Source organism: Achromobacter insuavis (assembly GCF_902859645.1).
GTDB lineage: Bacteria > Pseudomonadota > Gammaproteobacteria > Burkholderiales > Burkholderiaceae_B > Achromobacter > Achromobacter insuavis.
This window is the reverse complement of sequence record NZ_CADIJR010000001.1, coordinates 1-20,951: the sequence shown is the minus strand read 5'-3', so window position 1 is coordinate 20,951 and position 20,951 is coordinate 1. Positions and strand designations below refer to the sequence as shown.

The 20,951-nt window shown below is 67.5% G+C and carries 16 protein-coding genes; 11 read left to right on the top strand and 5 right to left on the bottom strand.

Annotated elements, in window-relative coordinates:
- Positions 1–5 precede the first annotated feature (5 nt).
- Positions 6–770, top strand: a complete 765-nt coding sequence (locus H0523_RS00080; RefSeq protein ID WP_054434574.1) for a fumarylacetoacetate hydrolase family protein — start codon at positions 6–8, stop codon at positions 768–770.
- Between the two features lie 31 nt (positions 771–801).
- On the opposite strand, the gene H0523_RS00075 is transcribed toward H0523_RS00080, so the two are convergent.
- Positions 802–1,692, bottom strand: a complete 891-nt coding sequence (locus tag H0523_RS00075) for a LysR family transcriptional regulator (RefSeq protein ID WP_054434576.1) — start codon at positions 1,690–1,692, stop codon at positions 802–804.
- Positions 1,693–1,833: 141 nt separating this feature from the next.
- Here H0523_RS00075 and H0523_RS00070 point away from each other — a divergent pair, with 141 nt between their 5' ends.
- The 4 genes from H0523_RS00070 (at position 1,834) to H0523_RS00055 (ending at position 7,411) form a co-directional block, all read left to right on the top strand.
- Positions 1,834–3,546, top strand: a complete 1,713-nt coding sequence (locus H0523_RS00070) for an acyl-CoA dehydrogenase family protein (protein ID WP_054434578.1) — start codon at positions 1,834–1,836, stop codon at positions 3,544–3,546.
- A 56-nt stretch (positions 3,547–3,602) separates the two neighbouring features.
- The gene (locus H0523_RS00065; RefSeq protein WP_054434579.1) at positions 3,603–4,580 is read left to right on the top strand and encodes a Bug family tripartite tricarboxylate transporter substrate binding protein; all 978 of its coding nucleotides are present in this window, start codon (positions 3,603–3,605) and stop codon (positions 4,578–4,580) included.
- A 13-nt stretch (positions 4,581–4,593) separates the two neighbouring features.
- Positions 4,594–5,715 carry a CaiB/BaiF CoA transferase family protein gene (locus H0523_RS00060; RefSeq protein WP_054434581.1) on the top strand — a complete coding sequence of 374 codons (1,122 nt, stop codon included), beginning with the start codon at positions 4,594–4,596 and terminating at the stop codon, positions 5,713–5,715.
- Between the two features lie 292 nt (positions 5,716–6,007).
- The gene (locus H0523_RS00055) at positions 6,008–7,411 is read left to right on the top strand and encodes an APC family permease (RefSeq protein WP_054434583.1); all 1,404 of its coding nucleotides are present in this window, start codon (positions 6,008–6,010) and stop codon (positions 7,409–7,411) included.
- Between the two features lie 94 nt (positions 7,412–7,505).
- Here the strand turns inward: H0523_RS00055 and ggt are convergent, their stop codons facing one another.
- A complete protein-coding gene (gene ggt / locus H0523_RS00050; protein ID WP_054434585.1) occupies positions 7,506–9,263 on the bottom strand; it encodes a gamma-glutamyltransferase in 1,758 nt (585 codons plus the stop codon).
- A 128-nt stretch (positions 9,264–9,391) separates the two neighbouring features.
- Here ggt and H0523_RS00045 point away from each other — a divergent pair, with 128 nt between their 5' ends.
- Positions 9,392–10,282 carry a LysR family transcriptional regulator gene (locus tag H0523_RS00045; protein WP_054434587.1) on the top strand — a complete coding sequence of 297 codons (891 nt, stop codon included), beginning with the start codon at positions 9,392–9,394 and terminating at the stop codon, positions 10,280–10,282.
- A 112-nt stretch (positions 10,283–10,394) separates the two neighbouring features.
- Here H0523_RS00045 and H0523_RS00040 read toward each other — a convergent pair whose 3' ends face one another.
- Complete coding sequence (locus H0523_RS00040) at positions 10,395–11,378, bottom strand: tripartite tricarboxylate transporter substrate binding protein BugE (RefSeq protein ID WP_054434589.1); 984 nt, start codon at positions 11,376–11,378, stop codon at positions 10,395–10,397.
- Positions 11,379–11,623: 245 nt separating this feature from the next.
- On the opposite strand from H0523_RS00040, the gene H0523_RS00035 reads away from it, so the two are divergent.
- On the top strand, positions 11,624–12,523 hold the full coding sequence (locus H0523_RS00035) for an AEC family transporter (RefSeq protein WP_156350577.1): 900 nt from the start codon (positions 11,624–11,626) through the stop codon (positions 12,521–12,523).
- Positions 12,524–12,845: 322 nt separating this feature from the next.
- Here H0523_RS00035 and fumC read toward each other — a convergent pair whose 3' ends face one another.
- On the bottom strand, positions 12,846–14,237 hold the full coding sequence (gene fumC / locus H0523_RS00030) for a class II fumarate hydratase (RefSeq protein ID WP_054434594.1): 1,392 nt from the start codon (positions 14,235–14,237) through the stop codon (positions 12,846–12,848).
- 171 nt (positions 14,238–14,408) lie between these two features.
- Here fumC and tsaE point away from each other — a divergent pair, with 171 nt between their 5' ends.
- The 3 genes from tsaE to H0523_RS00015 all read left to right on the top strand — a co-directional run bounded on the left by tsaE (position 14,409) and on the right by H0523_RS00015 (position 19,036).
- The gene (gene tsaE, locus H0523_RS00025) at positions 14,409–14,948 is read left to right on the top strand and encodes a tRNA (adenosine(37)-N6)-threonylcarbamoyltransferase complex ATPase subunit type 1 TsaE (RefSeq protein WP_054461055.1); all 540 of its coding nucleotides are present in this window, start codon (positions 14,409–14,411) and stop codon (positions 14,946–14,948) included.
- On the top strand, positions 14,876–16,255 hold the full coding sequence (locus tag H0523_RS00020; RefSeq protein ID WP_054434597.1) for an N-acetylmuramoyl-L-alanine amidase: 1,380 nt from the start codon (positions 14,876–14,878) through the stop codon (positions 16,253–16,255). Before tsaE ends, H0523_RS00020 begins: the two co-directional genes overlap by 73 nt.
- Positions 16,256–16,597: 342 nt before the next feature.
- The gene (locus tag H0523_RS00015; protein WP_231689961.1) at positions 16,598–19,036 is read left to right on the top strand and encodes a TonB-dependent receptor domain-containing protein; all 2,439 of its coding nucleotides are present in this window, start codon (positions 16,598–16,600) and stop codon (positions 19,034–19,036) included.
- 42 nt (positions 19,037–19,078) lie between these two features.
- Here the strand turns inward: H0523_RS00015 and H0523_RS00010 are convergent, their stop codons facing one another.
- Complete coding sequence (locus H0523_RS00010; RefSeq protein ID WP_085943738.1) at positions 19,079–19,717, bottom strand: VTT domain-containing protein; 639 nt, start codon at positions 19,715–19,717, stop codon at positions 19,079–19,081.
- Between the two features lie 98 nt (positions 19,718–19,815).
- On the opposite strand from H0523_RS00010, the gene mutL reads away from it, so the two are divergent.
- A partial coding sequence (gene mutL / locus H0523_RS00005; protein ID WP_257224936.1) for a DNA mismatch repair endonuclease MutL occupies positions 19,816–20,951 on the top strand: 1,136 nt, incomplete at its 3' end.

Here is a 20,951-nt window from a genome sequence, read left to right as displayed (position 1 = left end):
CCACCATGAAATGGATACGCTGCATCCACGACGGTCAGACGTTCTACGGCATTCTCGACGACGACCGCATCACGCCGGTGCGCGGCGACCCGTTCAACGGCCATGAAAGGCGCAATGAATCGCTGCGCCTGGCCGATGTGCGGATCGAGGTACCGGTGATTCCCCCGACCTTCTATTGCGTCGGCCTGAACTATGTCCAGCACATCGGCGCCGAGGGCAAGAACATTCCCGCCCAGCCCGATGTCGGCTACCGCGCCAACAACGCGCTGCTGGCGCACGGGCAGGACGTGCTGATGCCCGCCGACGCCACCCGCGTGCAGTATGAGGGCGAGCTGGTGGTGGTGATCGGCAAGCGCATGAAGCACGTCCGGCCGGAAGACGTGCGCGCCGGCATCCTCGGCTACACCATCGGCAACGACGTCAGCGCGCGCGATTGGCAGGCGTCCGACCGCACTTTCTGGCGTTCCAAGAACACCGACACCTTCAAGCCGATGGGCCCCTGGATCGAGACCGACCCGGACCTGGCGCGCATGGAGACGGTGGTCAGCGTCAACGGCCGCGAGAGCACCCGCTTCGGCACCGGCGACATGCTGTTCGGTGTCGACACCTTCATCAGCACGATGAGCCGCTACCTCACCCTGCAGCCCGGCGACATCCTCTGGATGGGCACCGACGGCCATTCGCCAGACCTCAGCGACGGCGACGTGGTCGACGTGACGCTGACCGGGCTGGGCACGCTGACCAACCGCTTCACGCGACTGCCAGGCTGAGATATCCGGGCGGCGCGCCCCGGATGCCCATTCAGGCCGCGGGGAACTGGCGCTCGACCAGCGCCAGCGCCTTTTCCTGCAGCGGCGAACGGTCCTCGTCCGGCCAGATCACCTGGCTGACCGAGCGCGCCTGGTGCTCGAAGGCGATGAAACGCGTGCCCGCCAGGCCGCTGCGCGACAGGCAGGACGGCACGATCGACACGCCCAGGCCCTGCGACACCAGCGAAGCCACGCTCAGCCAGTGGCGCACTTCGTGGCGGATCACGGGCATGAAGCCCGCCCCCACGCACAGCGACAGCACGGTCTCGTAATAGCTGGGCGAGGCGGCGCGGGCGAAAAACACGAAGTCATCGGTAGCCAGCTCCGCCAGCGCCAGCGACGGCCTGCTGGCCAGCGGATGGCTTTCCGGCAGGCACACCACGAACGGTTCGGCCAGCAGGTCGCGCGCCGCCACGCCGGCCGGCACCGGGTTGGCGTGGATGAAGCCCAGGTCCTGCTCGCCGCGCCGCACCGCCTCGATCTGGTCGTGCGAATTCAGCTCGGTCAGGACATGTTCCACGTCCGGCAGTTCGGCCCGCATCGACGCCAGCAGCGCCGGCAGGCCGCGATACAGCATCGAGCCGACGAAGCCGATGCGCAGCCGGCCGCGCAGGCCGGCGTCGACCCGCTGCACCAGCGTGCGCACGTCCTCGGCCTGGCGCAGCAGCGTCAGGGCCTCGCGGTACAGCACCTGGCCGGCGGCGGTCAGTTCGACGTGGCGGCTGGTGCGCGCCAGCAGGCGCGCGCCGACGTTGTCCTCGAGCTGGCGGATGGCGTAGCTCAAGGGCGGCTGGGAAATGTGCAGGCGCGCGGCGGCGCGGCTGAAATGGCGCTCTTCGGCCACGGCGATGAAATAGCGCAACAAGCGCGGATCCAGGTCCATCGGTCTCCTCCCGGGGCGCGCCTGCCGGCGGCGCCCGAGATCCATATTTTTATTGGATAGGTCTACACCAAAACGGTATTTGTATAGATTAATCCATCATCGCACCATGCCGGAAACTCCTCTTTTGCGCAGGATGCCGCCATGGATACCCCCGCCCAGCCCCCCGTCGCCCCCACCCGCGCCACCGCCACGCCCGTCCCGGACGCGCGCGGCCTGAACCTGTTCCGCGCCGATCCGTACGCCGCGCCGCTGGCCCGGCGCTACCTGCCGGCCGCGCTGCACGCGCACCTGCTGCCGCACCTGGACCGCCTGGGCGGACTGGCGGGCGGCCTGATGGACGAACTGGCGGCCACCGCCGACAAGCATCCGCCCACCCTGTCGGTGCGCAGCCGCGCCGGCGCCGACGAGTCGCGCATCGACAAGCATCCGGCCTACGTCGAACTGGAGCGCCTGGCCTACAGCGAATTCGGCCTGGCGGCGCTATCGCATCGCGGCGGCGTGCTGGGCTGGCCCGAGCCGATGCCGGCCGCCGCCAAGTACGCGCTCAGCCACCTGTTCGTGCAGGCCGAGTTCGGCCTGTGCTGCCCGGTCAGCATGACCGATTCGCTGGCGCGCACGCTACGCAAGTTCGGCGACCCGGCGCTGGTCGAGCGGGTCCTGCCGCAGGTCACCAGCCAGGACTTCGACGCGCTGCGCCAGGGCGCCATGTTCATGACCGAGCAGGGCGCCGGCTCGGACGTCAGCGCCACCGAGGTCACGGCCCAGCGCCAGGAAGACGGCAGCTGGCGCATCCACGGCGACAAATGGTTCTGCTCCAACCCCGATGCCGGCTTCGCCATGGTGCTGGCGCGCAGTGAAAGCGAGCCCGGCCTGAAGGGGGTGTCGCTGTTCCTGCTGCCGCGCGACCTGGCCGACGGCACGCACAATCACTACCGCATCCTGCGGCTCAAGGACAAGCTCGGCACCCGCTCCATGGCCAGCGGCGAGATCCGGCTGGAAGGCGCGGTCGCCTGGCTGGTGGGCGAGCGCGGCAAGGGCTTCAAGCACATGGCCGACATGATCAACAACTCGCGCCTGTCCAACGGCATGCGCGCGGCCGGCCTGATGCGCCGCGCCGTCACCGAGGCCACCTACGTCTCGCAGCACCGCCGCGCGTTCGGCAAGCGCCTGATCGACATGCCGCTGATGCAGCGCCAGCTGGTGAAGATGACGGTGTGGGCCGAACAGGCCCGCAGCGTCATGTTCCAGACCGCCCGCGCCCTGGCGGACGCCGACCAGGGCCAGGGCGACCCGGCGCTGGCGCGCATCCTGACGCCGCTGATCAAGTTCCGCGCCTGCCGCGATGCGCGCAAGGTCACCGGCGACGCCATGGAAGTGCGCGGCGGCTGCGGCTACATCGAGGAATGGACCGAGCCGCGCCTGGTGCGCGACGCGCACCTGGGCTCGATCTGGGAAGGCACCAGCAACATCGTGGCGCTGGACGTGCTGCGCGCCATCAAGAAGGAAGGCTCGCTGCCCGCGCTGCGCCGCCATATCGACCAGTTGCTGGCCGACGGCCTGCCCTGCCCGCCCGCGCTCGCCGCCACCCAGGCCGATGCGCTGCAACGGACCTATGCGCTGGCCGAACACGCCGCGCAGGGCGACCATGCCGAACTGGCGCGCCAAGCCGCCTCGCTGCTGTACCACGCGGTGTCGATGGCGGCGCTGCGCTGGGAGGCGGCCGGCGACGGCCTGGCCAGCCGCGCGCTGCTGGCCGACCAGGTGCTGCAGCACCGCCTGGCGCCGCGCGATCCCTATGCCATTCCCGCCGACGAAAGCGCCGCCTGCCGCGGCATCCTGCAACACGCGCTGTAGCCTGGCGCCCCCCCGACGCCGGCGGCACAGCCGGCGCGCCCCCACTGGAGACAACCATGAAACGCCTGTTCACCCCCCTGCTGCTGGCGGTCGCCGCCATCGCCGCCGTCCCTCCCGCGCTGGCGGCCGACGCCTATCCGTCGCGTCCGGTCACGCTGGTGGTGCCGTTCCCGCCCGGCGGCCCGACCGACGCGCTGGCGCGCCGCCTGGCCGAAAAGCTCAAGCAGCCGCTGGGCCAGACCGTCATCGTCGAGAACCGCGCCGGCGCCGGCGGCAACATCGGCTCCGAATACGTGGCCGCCGCCAAGCCGGACGGCTACACCATCCTGTTCGGCACCTCGGGACCGCTGGCCATCAACGTCAGCCTGTACAAGAACCAGGGCTACAACCCCGAGACCAGCTTCGCGCCCATCATCCGCATCGGCCACCTGCCCAACATCCTGGTGGTGAACCCGTCGGTGCCGGCCAACAACGCGCAGGAACTGATCGCCTACGCCAAGAAGAACCCGGACAAGCTCAGCTACGCCTCGTCCGGCAACGGCGCGTCCTCGCACCTGGCCGGCATCCTGTTCAACCAGATGGCCGGCACCCGCATCATGCACATCCCGTACAAAGGCACCGGGCCGGCGCTCAACGACCTGCTGGGCGGCCAGGTATCCATGTCGTTCACCGACATCCTGACGGCGCTGCCGTACATCAAGGCCGGCAAGCTGCGCGCCATCGGCCTGGCCAGCGCGCAGCGCTCGGACGCGCTGCCGGACCTGCCGACGCTGTCCGAACAGGGGCTGTCGGGCTATGACGTCAGCGTGTTCTTCGGCATCGTCGCGCCCAAGGCCACCCCGCCCGAGACCGTGGCCAAACTGAACCAGGCGTTCCAGACCGCGCTGTCGGACCCCGCGATCGAACAGACCCTGCGCAGCCAGGGCATCGTGCGCGCCCAGGACCAGACGCCGCAGGGACTGTCCAGCTTCATCACGGCCGAAGTGCCCAAGTGGCGCACGCTCATCAAGAGCGCCAACGTTTCCATCGACTGACCGCAGAGGCTTCATGGCTCCCAAGCTCCCCGACGCCGGCGCCCTCGCCGGCTGCAAAGTGATCGACCTGTCGCGCGTGCTGGGCGGTCCGTACTGCACCCAGATCCTGGCCGACCACGGCGCCGACGTGCTCAAGATCGAGCCGCCCGGCGGCGACGAGACCCGCGGCTGGGGCCCGCCGTTCCTGGGCGAGACGGCGTCGTACTTCGTCGGCGTCAACCGCAACAAGCGCGGCATGACGCTGGACCTGTCGCAGGCGGCGGGGCAGGAACTGCTGCGCCACCTGCTGGCCGACGCCGACGTGCTGGTCGAGAACTTCAAGCCGGGCACGCTGGAGAAGTGGGGCCTGGGCTACGACACCTTGCGCGAACGCTTCCCGGCGTTGATCCACTGCCGCGTCAGCGGCTTCGGCGCCGACGGCCCGCTGGGCGGCCTGCCCGGCTACGACGCCTGCGCCCAGGCCATGTGCGGGCTGATGAGCGTGAACGGCGAGGCCGACGGCGACGCCACCCGCGTCGGCCTGCCGGTGGTGGACATGGTGACCGGCCTGAACGCGGCGGTGGCGATCCTGCTGGCGCTGAACGAACGCGTGCGCAGCGGCCTGGGCCAGTTCCTCGACATCACGCTGTACGACTGCGCGTTGTCGCTGCTGCATCCGCACGCGCCCAACTATTTCTACAGCGGCAAGACGCCGGGCCGCAGCGGCAACGCGCATCCGAACATCGCACCCTACGAGACGCTGCCCACCGCCAGCGGCCCGATCTTCCTGGCGGTCGGCAACAACCGCCAGTTCGCGCAGCTGGCGCAGGTGCTGGAGGCGCCGGCGCTGGCCGCCGACCCGCGCTACGCCGCCAACGCCGATCGCCTGGCGCATCGCCAGGCCCTGCGCGACGAGCTGTCCGCCCTGCTCGCGCATCACGACGCGGCGGCGCTGGCCGACCGCCTGCTGCGCGCCGGCGTGCCGGCCGCGGCCGTGCAGACCGTGGACCAGGCGCTGGCCCATCCCCACACGAAGCACCGCGGCATGGTGCTGGAACAGGGCGACTACCGCGGCGTCGGCTCGCCGATCAAGCTGTCGCGCACGCCCGCCACGCTGCGGCGGTTGCCGCCCGACCTGGCGCCGACCGAACCCTGACGCGCGCGCCGCGCGACCGCGATCCACGCCCGCCTCGAAGCGGGCGTTTTTCTTCGCGGCGCCGCGCACGCCTGGCGATTCGATCCACGACGATCGCGCTGCGCATTTATCGTGCCCAGCCACACGCGCTTGCATGGTTTTCATGCGCAGACAATTCGTTGCATCACTGTTGCATCGCGGCGCGCAACGCCGCTTTAGACTTTTCCCCGTCACCTCGGACCTGCCGCCAGGCCGGTCCCGGCGTTGCCCAGACGCGACTCCCCCAAATCGAAAGAGAACAAGGAGAAAGACGATGGCCACGAATGATGCCCCGGACGCCGCGCAGCAAAGCGCCCCGCTCAAGCGGGTGATGGGACCCAAGCTGTTATTGCTGTTCATCGTCGGTGACATCCTGGGCACCGGCGTCTACGCCCTGACCGGACAGGTCGCCAAGGAAGTCGGCGGCGCGGCCTGGCTGCCGTTCCTGGTGGCCTTCGGCGTGGCGCTGCTGACCGCGCTGTCCTACCTGGAACTGGTCACCAAGTATCCGAAAGCGGCGGGCGCCGCGCTCTATGTGCACAAGGCGTTCGGCGTGCATTTCCTGACCTTCATCGTCTGCTTCACCGTGATGTGCTCGGGCCTGACCTCGGCGGCGACCGCGTCACAGGCCTTCGCGGCCAACCTGTTCGCGGCCTTCGGCATCGAGGCCGACAAGGCCTGGATCACCACGGGCGCGCTGGGCTTCATGGCGCTGGTGATGCTGGTGAACCTGCGCGGCGCGTCCGAGAGCGTGCGCGCCAACGTGGTGCTGACCCTGATCGAACTGTCGGGCCTGCTGATGGTGATCCTGCTGGGCTTCTACGCCATGTCGGAGGGCCAGGCCGATTTCTCGCGCGTCATCGCCTTCGACACGCCGGAAGACAAGAGCGTGTTCCTGGCCGTCACCTCGGCCACGGCGCTGGCATTCTTCGCCATGGTCGGCTTCGAGGACTCGGTCAACATGGCCGAGGAGACCCACAACCCCAGCCGCATTTTCCCCAAGGTGATGCTGACCGGCCTGGGGCTGACGGCGGTGATCTACGTGCTGGTGTCGATCTGCGCGGTGGCGCTGGTGCCGGTGGGCGAACTGGCCAGCAGCAGCACGCCGCTGGTGCTGGTGGTCAAGCGCGCCGCGCCCGGCCTGCCGGTGGAATACATCATGCCGGTGATCTCGATGTTCGCCGTGGCCAACTCGGCGCTCATCAACATGATGATGGCCAGCCGCCTGCTGTACGGCATGTCGCGCCAGGGCGTGCTGCCGGCCTTCCTGGCGCACGTGCATCGCCGCAACCAGACGCCGTGGACCGCCATCCTGTTCACCACCGCGCTGGCCTTCGGCCTGATCATCCTGGTGGCGCTGGCCGATTCCGAAGCCATCCGCGCGCTGGGCGGCACCACCGCCCTGCTGCTGCTGGGCGTGTTCGCCTTCGTCAACGTGGCGGTGCTGGTGCTGCGCCGCGACCAGGTCAAGCACGAGCATTTCCGCATCAACCGCATCGTGCCGTGGCTGGGCGCGGCCGCCTGCCTGTTCCTGCTGACGCCGCTGACCGGCCGCGACGTGATCCAGTACCAGGTGGCAGGCTGGCTGCTATTGCTCGGCGTGGTGATGTGGGGCGTGACCTACCTGGCGCGCAGCCGCGAGGACAAGATGCGGCTGGATCCGTCGGCGCTGGAATGAACCGTTGCGCCAGGCCCCGCCCAGCGCGGGGCCTGCTTGCCCGGCGTGCTTGCCCGGCGTGTGGCGCGCCGGGCGACATACTGCGAATGCCGCCTCAGCCGCCCGCCGCCAACCCTTCGCGGCGCGGGTCGACCCCGCCCTGCAGGCCGTCCGCATCGATCACGATGCCATGGATGCCGCTGGGGAATTCGGTGATCTTCACCGGATGCCCCATGCGCTCGAGCGCCGGCGCCAGCGCTTCCAGCGCGGTGCCCTTCTCCAGCTCGGTCTCCTTGTTGCGGCTGCCCAGGTTCGGCAGGGCCGCCGCGGCCTGGATGTCCAGCTTCCAGTCCAGCACCGCCACGATGGTCTTGGCGACGTAGTTGATGATGGCGCTGCCGCCCGGCGAGCCCACCAGCAGGTAGGGCTTGCCGTCGCGCAACACGATCATCGGCGCCATCGCGCTGCGCGGGCGCTTGCCGGGTTCGACGCGGTTGGCCACCAGCCGCCCTTCGGGATCCTTGAACGACGACGAGAAATCCGTCATCTCGTTGTTCAGCAGAAAGCCGCGCACGAAGATCTTGCTGCCGAATTCGTTTTCGATGGTGGTGGTCATCGACAGCGCATTGCCGTCGGCGTCCGCCGCCACCAGGTGGCTGGTGGAAGGCTGCTCCAGGGCGTTGTCACGCCCCCGCGACAGCAGCTTGCCTTCGGGGTCGCCGGGCAACGCCACCTTCATGCTGCGATCGGGCCGGATCAGCGCCCCGCGGGCGCGCAGGTACGCGGGGTCCAGCATCGCGCGCACCGGCACGCGGACGAAATCCGGGTCGGCCACGTAGAAGTCGCGATCGGCGAAGGCCAGCCGGCCGGCCTCGGCGAAGTAGTGCACCGCCTCGACGCTGCCGGGCGCGAAATCGCCGATCGGATATTGCTCCAGCTCGCCCAGCATCTGCAGCACCGCGATCGGGCCGCTGCTGGGCGGGCCCATGCCGCACAGCTGAAAGCCGCGATAGGCGCCGCAGACCGGGTCGCGCTGGCGCGGCTGGTAGCCGGCCAGATCGGCCAGCGTCAGGTCGCCGGGCTTGGGGTGCGCGTGCACCGCCGCCACGATGTCGCGGGCGATATCGCCCTGGTAGAAGGCGTCCGCGCCGCCCTGCGCCACCGCCCGCAGCGTGGCCGCGAAGGCGGGATTCCTCAGCACTTGGCCGACCGGCCAGGCGCTGCCGTCGGGCGCATAGAAATAGGCCGCGGCGGCCGGCTGGCGCGGCAATTCCTTGTTGCCCGCCAGCAGTTTGTGCAGGCGCGGCGAGACCGCGAAGCCCTGCTCGGCCAGCCGGATGGCGGGCTGGAACAGGTCGGCCCACGGCAGCTTGCCCTGGCGCTTGTGCGCCATCTCCAGGCCGCGCAGCAGGCCCGGCACGCCCACGGCCATGCCGTTGTTGACCGCCTGCGTGAACGGCAGCGGCTTGCCGTCGGCATCCAGGAAGCGGTCGGGGCGCGCCGCCGCGGGCGCGGTCTCGCGGCTGTCGTAGGTGACGATGCCGCGGTCCCTGGCCGAGTACACCACCATGAAGGCGCCGCCGCCGATGCCGGACGATTGCGGCTCGACCAGGTTCAGCACCAGCTGCGTGGCGATGGCCGCGTCCACCACGCTGCCGCCGCGCTTGAGCATCTCGTCGCCGGCCGCGGTCGCCAGCGGATTGGCCGACACCATCATGTAATGCGGCGCGCGCGCCAGCGTGCGCGCCTGGCTGCCGCTGGCGGCTTCCGGATTCAGGTCCTCGGCCGCGGTCGGCGTACGCGCCCAGGCCGAGGGCGCCGCGGCCAGGGCGGCGGCGAACAGGAGGGCGGCGGTGGAACGGCGCACGCGCATGGGACGGACTCCAGGATGACGCCGGACGGCCGGCATGGACGTCCATGATAGACAAGACCCGCGGCGCTGTCGCAGCGCCCCCGCCGCGCCGTAGAATGCGGGATTGCGCCGATATCCCCCTTTGCTCCATGCGCCTGCGCCACATCGAGATCTTCGAAGCGATCCGCCGCACCGGCTCCCTGACACAGGCCGCGGCGGCGCTGCACATCACCCAGCCCGCCGCCAGCAAGCTGCTGGCGAGCGCCGAGGCGCAGTTGGGCTTCAAGCTGTTCGAGCGCGTCAAGGGCCGCCTGGTGGCCACGCGCGAGGCCGACATCCTGACGCCCGAAGTGGCGCGCCTGAACCAGGACCTGGACAGCGTGCGCCGGCTGGCCGCCAGCCTGCGCGACCGTCCCCACGCGCACCTGCGGCTGGGCTGCGCCCCGGCGCTGGGGCTGGGCCTGCTGCCAGGCGTGGTGCGCGACAGCCGCGCCGCGCGGCCGGGCCTGACCTTCGACATCCACACCCACCACAGTACCGAACTGGTGCGCGGCATGCTGACGCGCGAGCTGGACCTGGCCGTGACCTTCGACACCCGCGACACGCCGGGCCTGGCGCGCATCGAGCTGGGCCACACCGAGCTGGTGCACGTGGGCCGGGGCCCCGGCGACGGCCCGCTGGCGCTGGCCGACATCGCCGGCGATGCGCTGATCCTGCTGGACGCCAGCGACGCCTCCGGCGCGCTGCTGCAGATGGCGCTGGATGCGCAGGGCCTGGATCCCCACGCCGCCGTGCGGGTGCAGACCCATTACGTGGCCTGCGCGCTGGCCCAGGCCGGCGCCGGCGACGCCATCGTCGACGCCATCACGGCCCAGGCCATGCTGCGCCCCGACATGCGCCTGCGGCGGCTGTCGCCGGCCTTGCGCGTGCCGATCAGCGTGCTGGCGCGCAGCCAGGATCCGCTGTCGGCGCTGCACCACGACCTGATCGACCGGCTGCGCGCGGCCTGCGAAGCCAGCCAGGCGGCGCTGGGCGGGTAGCGGGCGCTTCTCGCACAGGTCTCGCCGCCAGAATGCGGCGGCCATGAAAAAGGGCGCCCGAGGGCGCCCTTCATGTGGCAGGCGGCGGGCCTGGGCCCGCGCCATCAGGCCATCAATCCAGCTTGATGTTCTGCTTCTTCACGACGTCCTTCGCCCAGTCGTACTGTTCCTTGATTTCCTTGGCGAATTCTTCCGGGGTGTTGCCCGACGGGGCCGAGCCCTGGTCGTCCAGCGCCTTGATGACCTTGGGGTCCTTCAGGGCCACCACGGCGGCGTCGCGCAGCTTGTTGACGACATCCATCGGGGTGCCCTTGGGCGCCAGCAGGCCGTACCAGACCGGCTGGTTCAGCACCGGGAAGCCGGCTTCCTTGAAGTTGGGCACGCCCTTGAGCGAGGCGATGTTGTCGGGCCAGGCGATGGCCATGGCGTTCAGCTTGCCCGCCTGGATCTGCGGCATCGAGGACGGCAGGTTGTCGAAGATGATTTCGATCTGGCCGCCGACGGCGTCGGCCACGGCCGGGCCCGAACCCTTGTAGGGCACGTGCACGATGTCGGTGCCGGTGGCCATCTTGAACGACTCGCCCATCAGGTGCAGCACGCCGCACGTGCCCGAGCTGCCGTACGAGTACTTGCCGGGGTTCTTCTTGAGTTCCTCGACGAAGCCCTTGAAGTCCTTGGCCGGGAACTTCGGGTTCACCGCGACCACGTTGGCGGTGTTGGCGAAGTTGGTGACGGCCTGGAAGTCCTTGATCGGATCGTAGGGCAGGTCGTTGGGGCGGCACGCCGGGTTGACGGCCATCGTCGAGACGGTGGCGATCGACAGCGTGTAGCCGTCCGGCGCGGCGCGCGCGGCTTCGGCCGCGCCGATGGCGCCACCGGCGCCGCCCTTGTTTTCCACGACCATCGGCTGGCCCAGTTCCTGGCTCATGCGCTGCGTCACGAGGCGCGCGATGATGTCGGTGGAGCCGCCGGGCGCGAACGGGACGATGACGCGGATCGGCTTGTTGGGATACTTGTCGGCGGCGTGAGCGGCCGAGGCGCCGATCGTGCCGGCGGCCAACGCGACAGCGATAGCCAGGGAGCGAACTTTATTCATGTGTGTGTTTCCTCCAAGTGTGCGAGCCCGTATGTGAACGGACCGTTTTGTGACGTACCCGTCTGTAGACGAGTCAGCAGTTAACGGTGGGGGCGCATCGCTTAGTATGCAGGGCAGAAAGCCGTGCTGTTTTGAGTTGCTTGTGGCACACGCGCCCGCCAGAATGACGGAGAATAGCAGCAAATGCTTACGATCGCATAGCGAGCCGATCCCCGGCCGGCGCGCTCGAAAAACACTTCATCGACATGTCGGTCGCACTGCTGGTTTTCCCTGATTTCATGCTGGTCGCGCTGGGTTGGGCGCTGCGCCACAAATTGAATTTCTCGCGCGAGTTCTTCGCCGGCGCCGAGCGCCTGGTGTACTTCGTGCTGTTCCCCGCCCTGCTGTTCCAGTCCATCCTGCGCACGCCGATCAGCGCGGGCAATGCCGCAATACTGTTGCAGGCGACGGCGGCGGTGATCGTCGCCGGCGTGGCGCTGTCGTGGCTGGCCGGGCTCGTGCTCAAGCCTTCCTCGCTGGGACTGGCGTCATCGGCGCAATGCGGCTTCCGCTTCAACACGTATATCGGACTGGCCCTATCGGCCAGCCTGGGCGGCGCGCAAGGCCAGACCGTGATGGCGCTGATCATCGGGTTCGCGGTGCCGATGGCCAACGTGGCCGCGGTGTACGGGCTGGCGCGCCACAACGGCGGCAGCCTGCTGCGCGAGCTGGCGCGCAATCCGCTGGTGGTGTCGACGCTGGCGGGGCTGGCGTGCAATCTCGCGGGGCTGCAGCTGCCGGGGCCGGTGGACACGGTGCTGGCGCGGCTGGGCGCGGCGGCGATCGCGTTGGGGATTCTGTGCGTGGGGGCCAGCCTGTCGTGGGAAGGCGGCAAGGGCTATGGCGGCTTGATCGCGTGGATGCTGGCGGTGAAGCTGGTGGCGTTGCCGCTGGTGGCGCTGGGGGTGGCGCGGCTGCTGGGGCTGGCGCCGCTGGAAGCGCGGATGTTGCTGCTGTTTGCGGCGTTGCCGACGGCGTCGGCGGCTTATGTGCTGGCGATGCGGATGGGGGGAGATGGGAGGATGGTGGCTGTGCTCATTTCTATGGGGACGTTGTTTTCTGCTTTGACGATTCCTGCTTGGGTGTTGTTGGTGGGGAGCGCTTAGGGGCTTCTTTGGTTGCGCGGCTCGGGGGTTTTTGCGGCGGTTGCTTTCTTCGTAGGTCGCCAGGGCCGGCCGCGCGGGCGGCCGGACCTGGCATACGTGGTTGTGGGCGTCGGGGGGGTGTGCGCTGTGCGCTTGCGCAGATGGGCGCTGTGGGGCAGTGATGGTGGGCGCACAGTGGCCGTGATTAGAGATTGGGACTACGGGGGGCCACATCCTGTGGGTGGCGAGGTAGTCGGTCAGTGACGTGGTGCGGCCGCGCCATCAAGCGCGGCGCGCAAAAAAAAGCCGCCCCTCTCGGGGCGGCGTTTTTTTTGCGGCGGGATTACTTGGCGGCGTTGGTCATGCTGCCGGGGACGACCCATTCGGCGAATTGGGCTTCGGTGACGTAGCCCAGGGCCAGCGCCGATTCCTTCAGGGACAGGCCTTCCTTGTGCGCCTTCTTGGCGATCTGGGCGGCCTTGTCGTAGCCGATGTGGGGGTTCAGGGCGGTGACCAGCATCAGCGAGCGGTCGACCAGTTCGGCGATGCGGTCGCGGTTGGGCTGGATGCCGGCGGCGCAGTGCTGGTCGAAGCTGGCCATGCCGTCGGTCAGCAGGCGCACCGACTGCAGGAAGTTGTGGATCACCAGGGGCTTGTAGACGTTCAGTTCGAAGTTGCCGCTGGCGCCGCCGATGTTGATGGCGACGTCGTTGCCCAGGACCTGGGCGGCCAGCATGGTGATGGCTTCGCACTGGGTCGGGTTGACCTTGCCCGGCATGATGGAGCTGCCGGGTTCGTTTTCGGGGATGCTGATTTCGCCCAGGCCGGAACGCGGGCCGCTGGACAGCCAGCGCACGTCGTTGGCGATCTTCATGAGGCCGGCGGCGAGCGACTTGAGGGCGCCGTGGGCGAACAGCAGGGCTTCGTGCGAGGCCAGGGCCTGGAACTTGTTGGGCGCGGAGACGAAGGCGGTTTCGGTGGCGTGGGCCAGTTCGGCCGAGACCTTGGCGCTGAACTGCGGGTGGGCGTTCAGGCCGGTGCCGACGGCGGTGCCGCCGATGGCCAGCTGGTGCAGGCCCGGCAGCGTGGCGCGGATCTGCTGTTCGGCCAGGTCGAGCTGGGCGACGTAGCCGGACAGTTCCTGGCCCAGCGTCAGCGGGGTCGCGTCCTGCAGGTGGGTGCGGCCGATCTTGACGATGTCGTAGAACTCGGCGCTCTTGGCGGCGAAGGTGGCGCGCAGGGTCTTCAGGACCGGCAGCAGGTGGTGCTCGACCTGGACGGCGGCGGCCACGTGCATGGCGGTGGGGAAGGTGTCGTTGGACGACTGGCCGCGGTTGACGTGGTCGTTGGGGTGCACCTTGCGTTCTTCGCCGCGCACGCCGCCCAGCAGTTCCGAGGCGCGGTTGGCCAGCACCTCGTTCATGTTCATGTTGCTCTGCGTGCCCGAGCCGGTCTGCCACACGGACAGCGGGAATTCGTTGGGCCACTTGCCGGCGATGACTTCATCGGCGGCGCGGATGATGCCGTCGGCGATCTTGGGATCGAGTTCACCCAGGTCGGCGTTGACCTTGGCGGCCGCGCGCTTCAGGCGCGCCATCGCGATGACCAGCGGCTCGGGCATCTTTTCGGTGGAGATCGCGAAAAAATGCAGCGAACGCTGCGTCTGCGCGCCCCAGAGGTGATCCTCGGGGACTTCGATGGGGCCAAAGGTGTCTTTTTCGATGCGGGTCTTCATGGCGCTTACTGCTCCGTGGCGGCGTCCGTCGCGGCCCGAGGCGTGGCGCCAGGCCGGACTTATTTGAGAATAGCAATCACTTATAAGATTAGCAGAAACCCGAATTCCTATAATTGCGTTCAATCCGTGTTCCCATCCTGACCTTTTACCACTCGCCTCCCGACCCGCGCCATGTCCGCCCCCCTCAGCAGCCTGACCCTGCACCTGCCCGACGAAGCCGCCACGGAAGCGCTGGCGCGCCAGCTCGCCCCCCTTGTCTCCGGCCGCGAAACCGGGCTGGCGGGCGCATGTATCCACCTTCAGGGAGACCTGGGGGCAGGAAAAACGGCCTTCTCCAGGGCATTGTTGCGGGAATGCGGCATCACAGGCCGAATCAAGAGTCCAAGCTACGCGCTGCTTGAATCCTATAAAGTTTCTAACTTATACTTCTATCACCTTGATTTTTATAGATTTAGTGATTCGCGCGAATGGTTGGACGCCGGATTCCGGGATTTGCTGCGTGAGGATGCGGTCGTTTTGATTGAATGGCCGGAACGGGCCGAGGGCCTGTTGCCCCCTCCCGACCTGCAGATTTCCCTGGCGTACGCAGGCCAAGGACGCGATGTCACGCTGACCGCGCACACCGCTCGAGGACAAACATGGTTGAACGCGATTGTCCCCCCGCCCGACACGGCGCCCTCCCCGCGGCAGGCGCCACCCGACGTCGCCTGATCAGCGTCGCCGCCACCCTGCTCGTCCTGCCGGTGGTGCCGCGCCTGGCGCAGGCCGCCACCATCCTGGCCGTGCGTACCTGGCCGGCCGACGAATACACCCGCGTCACGCTGGAACTGGACAGCGAGCTCAAGGCCGAACAGTTCACCCTGGAGAATCCCCACCGCCTGGTGGTTGATATCGAGGGACTGACCCTGAGCGCCGCCCTCAACGACCTGGTGTCCAAGGTCCGCCCCGACGATCCCTACATCCAGAGCCTGCGCGTGGCGCAGAACCGGCCCAACGTGGTGCGGCTGGTGTTCGACCTGAAGCAGGCCGTGGCGCCGCAGGTGTTCACGCTCAAGCCGGTGGCCGACTACCAGTACCGCCTGGTGCTGGACCTGTATCCCAAGATCGCGCAGGACCCGCTGGTCGCCATCCTGAACAAGAGCGGTCCCGACGCCGACGATCCGCTGGCGCGCATCCTCGAAGACATCCAGCGCAATCCGGCCGCCCGCGCCGACCCGCCCGAACCGCCGCGCGTGCGCGGCCAGCAGCCGGCCGCGCCGCTGCCGGTGCCGAAGTCGCCGCCCGCCAGCGCCGGCCGCGGCAAGCAGCGCATGCTGACCATCGCGCTGGACCCCGGCCATGGCGGCGAGGATCCGGGCGCCATCGGCGGCAGCGGCCTGCGTGAAAAAGACGTGGTGCTGCGAATCGCCCGGCGCCTGAAGGCGCTGATCGACAGCCAGCCCTACATGCGCGCCTACCTGACGCGCGACGACGACTTCTTCGTGCCGCTGCACGTGCGCGTGCAGAAGGCGCGCCGGGTGCACGCCGACCTGTTCGTGTCGATCCACGCCGACGCCTGGATCAAGCCCTCGGCCAACGGCTCGTCGGTGTTCGCGCTGTCGCAGCGCGGCGCCACCAGCGCCCAGGCGCGCTGGATGGCCGACAAGGAAAACGCGGCCGACCTGATCGGCGGCGTCAACCTGGGCAGCCACGACCGCCAGGTGGCCAAGGTGCTGCTGGACCTGTCGACCACCGCGCAGATCAACGACTCGCTCAAGGTCGGCAACGCCTTCCTGGACGAGATCAAAAAGATCAACCGGCTGCACAAGAACAGCGTCGAGCAGGCCGGCTTCGCCGTGCTGAAGGCGCCGGACATTCCGTCGGTGCTGGTCGAGACCGCCTTCATCAGCAACCCGCAGGAAGAGGCGCTGCTCAAGACCACCGCGCACCAGGAAAAGCTGGCGCAGGCCATGCTGACCGGCATCCAGCGCTACTTCACCGCCAACCCGCCGCTGGCGCGGTTGGGCGACGTCAGCTGAGACCTCGCCGGCAACACCAGGGGCCATGCTTGCGCATGGCCCTTTTCTTTTGCGGCCGTCGTCCCCCGGGACCATCAGCCGCCCAGCCTTGTCAACGCACCGCAGCTTGAATCTGGCGCCACCCTCACAAGCGCCGGGTTACCCGATCTTATATACCCGCGGGGACAGGACTCCTCGGCGGACTTTCAGACGAATGCCCGCAGACCTCGGGAGGCGGCCTCGGTAAATTAGCGGCCATCCTTTTGGAAAGATCCATGGCCGCCGCTCCGCCTGCATTGGTGCCCCCCGCCCCGCTCGACGTTCCAGCGCAATCCTGTATTCATCATGCAAGGATCCTGGGACATGAAATGCAGGAATGTATCGCTGGCGACAGCCCTCTTGTTATCCACAACCGCTTATGGCCAGAACACGCCCCATGACACGGCCGCCGGCGAGGTCAGAAATGATGATCAGCGTGGCGTGAAGGTTTTTTCACCCATTACGGTCACCACGACCATCAAGCCGCAAGACGTCACCACGCAATCCATTTCCGCCGATGATCTGAAAAAGACAGGCGGCAATAATTTCGGCACCATCATGCGCTATCAACCGTTGATCAGCGCATCGGGCGTCAATAGTGGCTCGCGCAACGGCAAGTCCGGCTTTGACCGCGGCGGCTACACCGGCTACAACATCCGCGGCCTGGACGGCAACCGCGTGGCGCTGGATGTCAACGGCATTCCCTTGCCGGACGCCACCGGGCGCAGCTACTCGCCCACCACCGGCGAAGACACCTTTGGCATTGGCCGCGACTATATCGACCCTTACCTGTACGGCCAGGTGAACATCACTTCCGGCTCGGCACGGCAGAGCACGGTCAAGAACGTGGTCGGCGGCTCCGTCTCGTTCATCAGCAAATCCCCGGACGCCTATCTCACGGACGGCGAAAGCAGCTACCTGGCGTACACCGGCGAGTTCGACAGCGCCGATCATTCCTGGCACAACGGCATGACCTCCGCGTTCGGCAACGATCGCGCCAGGGCATTGTTCGCCTACAGCCGCCGTGACGGCAAGCAGACACAGAACAACAGTGACTATCTGGATGCCTACCCGATGCGCTGGCACTCCGATGCCGCGCTGCTCAACAGCGTGCTCAATATCGACGGCGGCAACCGGATCGTCGGCACCGTGGATTTCTATCAAAAATCCAGCCGGGAAAGCGCGCCGATGTACCGGAAACTGACCAGCGCCGCCCCACAGGAAAGTATTGTTGGCGGGTCCAGGCAGAACAACGCCACGCAACGCTACTCGATAAGCCTGGCCCATGTCTTTACGCCGGCAAACAACAGCCTGATCGACACGATGGAAAGCAAGGTGTTCTATCAGCGGACGCGCGTCAGCGATGACACCTTTTCAGTCCAGGACACCGTCACATCCTCCAGGTCGTACCGGACCGGGCTGGAGACGGTGAATCCATTGGAGAATGTGTCCACCTTCTCGGATATGAAAACCACGACCTTTGGCTTTCAGAGCGAAATCACCAAGGATTACGGTAATCACGCACTGAATTACGGCGTGAATTTCTCGTCCACGGCGTTCTCCCGGCCGTTCCAACAAATTGGCGAAACCTATCCGACCCTGCAGCCACAGGGTAACAATCGAACCTATGACACGAATGTGTGGCTGGGCGACACCATCACCCTCGGCGCGTTCTCGGTGGTGCCGGGATTGAAGTACTCATGGCACAGGATCAAGCCGCAAGGCTTTGAAGCGCCTTCCGACAATAACGCGCTGGGCGGATTGACGCTGGCGGAAATCAATCAGATACACAGCAAGACGTTCACGGACGCAAAGCCATTGCCCTCGTTGACCGTCATGTATGCGTTGAACCCGGAGCTCAGCACCTATCTGCAATACAAGCGCGGCGTCTCCTATCCCACCAGCAGCCAGATCGCGGGAATCTGGCTGCATCCCAAGATTGGGCGCGCCTCGCCGGCCATGGTCGGCAATTCAGACTTGAAATCCGAGACCAGCAATCAGTTTGAATTCGGGGTTGTCGGTCAGGCTGCCACTGGCATCTCCGTGCGCGGCAACGTCTTCTACAACACCTATGACAATTTCATCTATAACCGCAAGTACGCATTGAGGGATTACACGACGGGCGCGCCGAAACCCGGCGTTGACAGCCTGCTCGCCAAGCTTCCCGCCTCGATCTCCAGCCTCACCATCGCGGAGAACCGTGACAAGGCGTACATCTATGGCGCCGAACTGGTGACCCGGATCAATTATGGCGCGCTGCTTGGGGCTGCCAGCGGATTGAGCAGCACCTTTGCCGTGGGCTACAACCAGGGCAAATCGAAATCGTCCTATTCCGGTGATGACTGGGTGGATCTGGACAGCGTGCTGCCCGTCAAGGCCATTGCATCACTGGCCTGGGATGACCCTCAGAACCGTTATGGCGCGAGCCTTACCGCCACCTTTGTCAAGGGCAAGCAAGCCATCGACCCGGTGCGGCAGAACTTCTCGAACAATGGCAGCTTCACGTTTGAAAAATATGCCGAGAAATACGAGAAGAACTACAAGTACATCCCGGGCTACAGCATTTTCGACCTGGCGGCCTACTACAACGTGAAGAAACACCTGACCGTGGCGATGGGCATCTACAACCTCACCAATCGCAGATACTGGGATTACGCCAGCAACAAGAAAATGACCATGTCCTCGGAGCAGGATCAGCGCGATATCGCTCTGGGCACAGCGTCTGGCAGAACTTACCAGTTGAGCGTCACCGCGATTTTCTAGTTTCGTCCTTTCCCTCGCGGCGGCTGGGCGCCCGTCGGCCCCCTAGCCGCCCCGGCGCGCGCGCAGCAGCTTGAACAGCGCCGCGCCGACCACCGGCACCACGGCCGCGGCCAGGCCGATCAGGACGATGGTGTTCAGGTGTTCCTTCACCAGCGGGATGTTGCCGAAGAAATAGCCCGCCGCCACCAGGCTCACCACCCACAGCAGCGCGCCCAGGATGTTGAACAGCTGGAAGCGCGACAGCGGCATGTCGGCCACGCCCGCCACGAACGGCGCGAAGGTGCGCACCACCGGAATGAAACGCGACATGACGATGGTCTTGCCGCCATGCTTCTCGTAGAACGCGTGCGTGCGCATCAGCGCGCCGCGGTCCAGGAAGCGCAGATTCATCGAAAACACGCGCGGCCCGATGTAGCGGCCGATGGCGTAGTTCACGCTGTTGCCAGTGATGGCCGCCACGATCAGCAGCGCCCCCAGCAGCACCGGATCGAGGCTGCCCGTGGCGCCGAAGGCGCCGGCGATGAACAGCAGCGAATCGCCCGGCAGGAACGGCAACACCACCAGCCCGGTTTCCGCGAAAACGATCAGGAACAGCACCAGATAGACCCACACGCCATACTGCTGGACCCAGACCCCGAGGGTCTGGTCGATGTGGAGCACCATTTGGAAAAATTCAAGCATCAATACGTCCCTGAAAGCGGAAGGCGGAATCAGGCAACGACTATAGCCCACCCTATCCAGAGGCTAAAATCATCCCTATAGCTACACCGGAACACCCCATGACAGAACGCCGCTCCATTCTTGCGCTGCCCGACCTGCTGATCAGCCAGATCGCCGCGGGCGAAGTGATCGAGAGACCCGCCTCGGTGCTCAAGGAAATCCTCGAGAACGCCATCGACGCCGGCGGGCGCGCGATCGAAGTGCGCCTGGAGGGCGGCGGCATCCGCCGCATCGCCGTGACCGACGACGGCGGCGGCATTCCACCGGAAGAACTGCCGCTGGCGCTGGCGCGCCACGCCACCAGCAAGATCCGCAACCTGCACGAGCTGGAATCGGTCGCGTCCATGGGCTTCCGCGGCGAGGCGCTGGCCTCGATCGCCTCGGTGGCGCAGGTGTCCATCATCTCGCGCACGCGCGACGGCGAGCATGCCTGGCAGATCCAGGCCGGCAGCATGCAGGTCACCCCCGCCTCGGGCCCGCCGGGCACCACCGTGGACGTGCGCCAGCTGTTCGACGCGGTGCCGGCGCGCCGCAAGTTCCTGCGTTCCGAAGCCACCGAGTTCGGCCACTGCGTCGACGCCATGGAGCGCATCGCCCTGGCCCATCCGCAGATCGCCTTCCGCCTGTTCCACCACGACCGCGCGCAGCGCCAATGGCTGCCGGCCGAGCCGCCGCAGCGCATCCGCGACGTGCTGGGCGCGGAATTCGCCGAGCACGGCCTGCTGCTGTCGCACAGCGTCGGCACGGTCAGCCTGGCCGGCATGATCACCCGCCCCACCGCGGCCCGCGCCCGCGCCGACCGCCAATACCTGTACGTCAACGGCCGCTACGTGCGCGACCGCACCGTCAGCCACGCGCTGCGCGCCGCCTATGCCGACGTGCTGCATGGCGACCGCCAGCCGGCCTACGTGCTGTTCCTGGACATCGACCCGGCCGCGGTCGACGTCAACGTGCATCCGGCCAAGCACGAGGTGCGCTTCCGCGACAGCGGCGCCGTGCACCGCTTCGTCAACCACGCGGTCAGCCAGACGCTGGCGCAGACCGGCGGCTCGTCGGCGGTGGCGCCGACCACGGCCGCGCGCGATGACGATGGGGGATTCGAGACCGTGGCGCCGTCCGCGCCCACGGCGCCCGGCGGCTTGCCCGCCTCCGCGCCGGCCGACACGCCCCGCCCCGGCTACACCGGCGCCAGCCC

Coding starts and splice junctions, on each gene's coding strand:
- H0523_RS00080 (WP_054434574.1), top strand. CDS start 6: ATGAAATGGATACGCTGCATCCACGACGGTCAGACGTTCTACGGCATT.
- H0523_RS00010 (WP_085943738.1), bottom strand. CDS start 19,717: ATGCTTGAATTTTTCCAAATGGTGCTCCACATCGACCAGACCCTCGGG.
- H0523_RS00045 (WP_054434587.1), top strand. CDS start 9,392: ATGCGCCTGCGCCACATCGAGATCTTCGAAGCGATCCGCCGCACCGGC.
- H0523_RS00055 (WP_054434583.1), top strand. CDS start 6,008: ATGGCCACGAATGATGCCCCGGACGCCGCGCAGCAAAGCGCCCCGCTC.
- H0523_RS00015 (WP_231689961.1), top strand. CDS start 16,598: ATGAAATGCAGGAATGTATCGCTGGCGACAGCCCTCTTGTTATCCACA.
- H0523_RS00040 (WP_054434589.1), bottom strand. CDS start 11,378: ATGAATAAAGTTCGCTCCCTGGCTATCGCTGTCGCGTTGGCCGCCGGC.
- tsaE (WP_054461055.1), top strand. CDS start 14,409: ATGTCCGCCCCCCTCAGCAGCCTGACCCTGCACCTGCCCGACGAAGCC.
- H0523_RS00035 (WP_156350577.1), top strand. CDS start 11,624: ATGTCGGTCGCACTGCTGGTTTTCCCTGATTTCATGCTGGTCGCGCTG.
- H0523_RS00075 (WP_054434576.1), bottom strand. CDS start 1,692: ATGGACCTGGATCCGCGCTTGTTGCGCTATTTCATCGCCGTGGCCGAA.
- H0523_RS00065 (WP_054434579.1), top strand. CDS start 3,603: ATGAAACGCCTGTTCACCCCCCTGCTGCTGGCGGTCGCCGCCATCGCC.
- H0523_RS00070 (WP_054434578.1), top strand. CDS start 1,834: ATGGATACCCCCGCCCAGCCCCCCGTCGCCCCCACCCGCGCCACCGCC.
- ggt (WP_054434585.1), bottom strand. CDS start 9,263: ATGCGCGTGCGCCGTTCCACCGCCGCCCTCCTGTTCGCCGCCGCCCTG.
- H0523_RS00060 (WP_054434581.1), top strand. CDS start 4,594: ATGGCTCCCAAGCTCCCCGACGCCGGCGCCCTCGCCGGCTGCAAAGTG.
- H0523_RS00020 (WP_054434597.1), top strand. CDS start 14,876: ATGGTTGAACGCGATTGTCCCCCCGCCCGACACGGCGCCCTCCCCGCG.
- fumC (WP_054434594.1), bottom strand. CDS start 14,237: ATGAAGACCCGCATCGAAAAAGACACCTTTGGCCCCATCGAAGTCCCC.